The organism is Gordonia sp. (in: high G+C Gram-positive bacteria) (genome assembly GCF_020438995.1).
GTDB lineage: Bacteria > Actinomycetota > Actinomycetes > Mycobacteriales > Mycobacteriaceae > Gordonia.
Map to the genome: position 1 here is coordinate 1 of NZ_JAGQTN010000218.1, position 3,479 is coordinate 3,479.

3 protein-coding genes and 1 pseudogene are annotated in these 3,479 nt (G+C 62.7%); 2 read left to right on the forward strand and 2 right to left on the reverse strand.

Annotated features, from left to right (window positions below; all coding sequences use genetic code 11):
- Positions 1-90: 90 nt before the first annotated feature.
- Positions 91-1,587 carry a DUF6777 domain-containing protein gene (locus KDB67_RS15545; protein ID WP_291017380.1) on the reverse strand — a complete coding sequence of 499 codons (1,497 nt, stop codon included), beginning with the start codon at positions 1,585-1,587 and terminating at the stop codon, positions 91-93.
- Positions 1,588-1,803: 216 nt separating this feature from the next.
- On the opposite strand from KDB67_RS15545, the gene holA reads away from it, so the two are divergent.
- Positions 1,804-2,757 carry a DNA polymerase III subunit delta gene (gene holA / locus KDB67_RS15550; RefSeq protein ID WP_291017381.1) on the forward strand — a complete coding sequence of 318 codons (954 nt, stop codon included), beginning with the start codon at positions 1,804-1,806 and terminating at the stop codon, positions 2,755-2,757.
- Between the two features lie 62 nt (positions 2,758-2,819).
- On the opposite strand, the gene rpsT is transcribed toward holA, so the two are convergent.
- Complete coding sequence (rpsT, locus tag KDB67_RS15555; protein ID WP_291017383.1) at positions 2,820-3,080, reverse strand: 30S ribosomal protein S20; 261 nt, start codon at positions 3,078-3,080, stop codon at positions 2,820-2,822.
- A 187-nt stretch (positions 3,081-3,267) separates the two neighbouring features.
- On the opposite strand from rpsT, the pseudogene KDB67_RS15560 reads away from it, so the two are divergent.
- Positions 3,268-3,479 (forward strand): annotated as a pseudogene (locus tag KDB67_RS15560) (sulfotransferase family protein); the annotation flags it as partial.

Below are 3,479 nucleotides of genomic sequence, written 5' to 3' on the forward strand. Positions count from 1 at the left end.
GCTCATCGGACGAGTTTAGCGGTCTCGTAGGCAGGTCGCGTAGTGCCTCATGTCAAACTGCCCGCGAAACGCTGGTGATGTTCGGGGCTACTATTCGAATGGGCAGTGAGGATCGACACCGGTCGACGGTTCGATGGCCCTGATCCCCCTGACTTTGTTGTCGCTGATGATGAACAGTACGGCCCGGCCGGCTTTGTCGACGAAATATGGTGTCGGAGTTAAGCCCAACCGGCAAGTTCGCCGTTCGGCGTCGGCATAAGCCTTCTCGATATCGGCAGCTGGAGAACCGATCTTGATTCCTCGGTCGGTGCCATACCACCTGAACTGGAGGATGATTCCTTCCTCGTTGACCCAGACCTCCGCCACGTTGGGCGAGGTCAGAGTTTGGGCATCGAAGGTGTTTTCACGGAAGTCGTAGAAAATTGTTCCGTACGGATACATGCCAGGTGTGGTTATTACATTCTTCTTCACGTACGTGTTCGAGATCTTTGATCCCGGGTCGCCGACGTACACTCCGCCGGCACCGCCGAAGGTGAGCAGGCTGTCGGGTCCGAGGGTGACCGGTTCGTTGGAGGGGGCTGCGCGGCTGCCGTTACAGATCTCAGTCCCATCATCGCCGGTCGGGTTGAGACCGGCACGATCACGTGATCGGAAGATGCTCCGGTAGGTCCAGACGCCGTTGCACCATCCGAGGTCGTAGGCGAGTACCCACATGTCGGAGCGCTGCTCGTCGGGGTATTGGGGGTTTTCGCGATCTTGGGTTCGTCCCAGGCCGATTGCGGTGTCGCCGCCCCACGATTCCCAGGTGATGTCTCCTACAGTGCTTGAAGCGGTTGAGGCAATAGAGAATCCTCCCGGTTTGGCCGTGCCGAATCCTGTCGCCCAACCTGATGTATCGAACTTGTCACGTCCCAGCACCGGGACCGGTTTGGTGTAGTCGTCTTTTGCGGGTTTTGTTGCGACGTTGTTGAGGTCGAATCCTTGTGGTGCGCCAGTGATGTCGGTGGCGCTGTTCTTGGCGGGTTTCAGTGGGTTGCCGCAGGCGCAGCGGACGCGGGGGATTCCTTTGTTGTCGACGAGGACCGCGGTGCCGGTGTCGAGCACGGATTGGAGTTGGCGGGGTTGGCCGGATTCGTAGTCGTGGTTGGTGACTTGTATTGGGGTGGTGATGGTTTCGGAGTGCAGGGTGTCGATGTAGGTATTGATTTCGGTTGTTTTGATGCCGATGATCTGTGCCCAGGCGGCTGCGGCGGAGGGGTTGGCGGCGAGTTGGGTTTTGAGCTTGGTCGGGTTGCAGGTTCCTGCTGCGGCGATTGTTTCTCCGGCGGCGGTGGTGAGGGTGTCGTCGATGAGGGCGGGGTCGGTGAAGGGTGTGGTGGTGGTGAAGTCTGCTGCTTCGTAGCGGGCGATGGTTGTGGTGTCGCGCAGGACGAAGACGTAGAGCAGTGTGGCGACGAGGGCTACGACGAGGATGGCGGCGATGGCGGCGAGTGCGGCTGTGGTGGTGGTGATGCGTTGCCGGGGCGGTGGGTATCCGGCTGGTGGGTAGGCGCCCGTCGGGGGACCGGGTGGAAATTGTGTGGTCATGTGACTGTCCGATCGATGCCGGGCCGTTGTTCTGTAGGTTCAGACCGTAGCGCAATCGTCGTGTTGATCGGCTGGAAGTGTTGTCGCCCAGACGGATGAAACGTGTCGTCGATCAAGGTGGAATCGAGGGGCCAGTATTCGGCACCTGAGTTCCGAATAGAAGGGCCGGCTGCCTGGCAGGACGGTGCCCGATTGGTGATCTGGCACGATGGGGCCGTGAGTGAACGCCTGCATCTGTTGCTGGGGGACGACGACTTCCTGACCGGTCGTGTCGTCGAATCGATCGTTGCCGAGCGGTCGGCGGAGGTCGGTGCTGATGTGCCCGTGACGCGGGTGCGGGCCGGGGACGTGACTGAACATGAGCTGGCCGAACTGCTCAGCCCGTCGCTGTTCGCCGAGGAGCGGGTGATTGTGGTCGAGGCGGCGGCCGACGCGGGGAAGGCTCCTGCGGAGTTGATCGCTGCCACCGCGAACGCGTTGCCTGACGGGATTACGCTGGCCGTCGTGCATACCGGTGGTGGGCGCGCCAAGTCGATTATTCCGGCATTGAAGAAGGCCGGCGCGGTGGAATACAAGTGCGAAAAGCCGAAGTGGCCGTCGGACAAGGCGACCTTCGTCAACGCAGAGTTCAAGCGGCTCGGTGCGCGGGTGAGCGGGGACGTCGTCGAGCAGGTCGTCGACAGTGTGGGTGGGGAACTGCGGGAGCTGGCAGCGGCGTGCAGCCAACTGGTCGCCGATACCGGTGGGAAGGTCACCCGCGAGGTCGTGCTCACCTATTACCAGGGGCGCGCAGAGGTGACCGGGTTCGAGGTGGCTGACAAGGCTGTAACCGGTGATCGGGCGGGGGCACTGGAATCGCTCGCGTGGGCATGCCACCACGGAGTGCCGCGGGTGTTGCTGGCCGACGCCCTCGCCGAGGCTGTCCACGCGATCGCGCGGGTGCGGGGCGTGTCGGGGGACCAGTATTCGGTGGCCCGGGAACTGGGAATGCCGCCCGGGCGGGTCAAGAAGGTACAGGGTCAGGCACGAGCCTGGGATTCCTCATCGATCGCGCAGGCGATGATCGTCGTCGCTCAGCTCAACGGTGACGTGAAAGGGCAGGCAGCCGACGCCGACTACGCCCTCGAACATGCCGTGTCGACGGTAGCGGACCTGCGAACACGTAGATAGGGCGAGCACGCCAGAAACCCGGTGATCGCGTGGAGATCACCGGGTTTGAAGTCAGCTGCGGATCAGAGCTTGTTGACGGCCAGAGCGATGGCCGACTTCTTGTTGGCGGCCTGATTGGCGTGGATGACGCCCTTGCTGGCGGCCTTGTCGAGCTTCTTGCTCGCGACCTTGCCCAGCTCGGCGGCCTTGTCCTTGTCGCCGGTCTCGACGGCCTCACGGAAGTGGCGGATCGCGGTACGCAGCGACGAACGCACCGACTGGTTGCGCTGACGACGCGCCTCGTTGGTCAGGTTGCGCTTGATCTGCGATTTGATGTTTGCCACGCGGGTTCCCTCTACGTTTGCGGTGTAAAAGCTGTCAACTTGCTTGTGTGGTGATGTGCATCACCCGATCACACCTGCCGCAGGGGCGGTGTGCAACAGCGGTCTACTTTACCTGACGGGCCGCAACGCCCCCAAATCGTCACGTCCGGCAGGTTCCGGCGAACCGACGGAATAGGCTCGGACGATCATGTCAGCTGTATACCTGCACATCGGACTGCCGAAGACCGGAACCACCCACCTCCAGGACCGGCTCTGGCGCAACCGCGACCTCGCGCTCTCCTCGTCGGGCCTGCTCTATCCGGGCAATGAGATCGCCGACCACTTCCACGCGGCCGCCCACCTGCAGCCCGACCGCTACCTCGACTGGGTGGACCCGGAGTTCGCGTCGGCGTGGCCGAC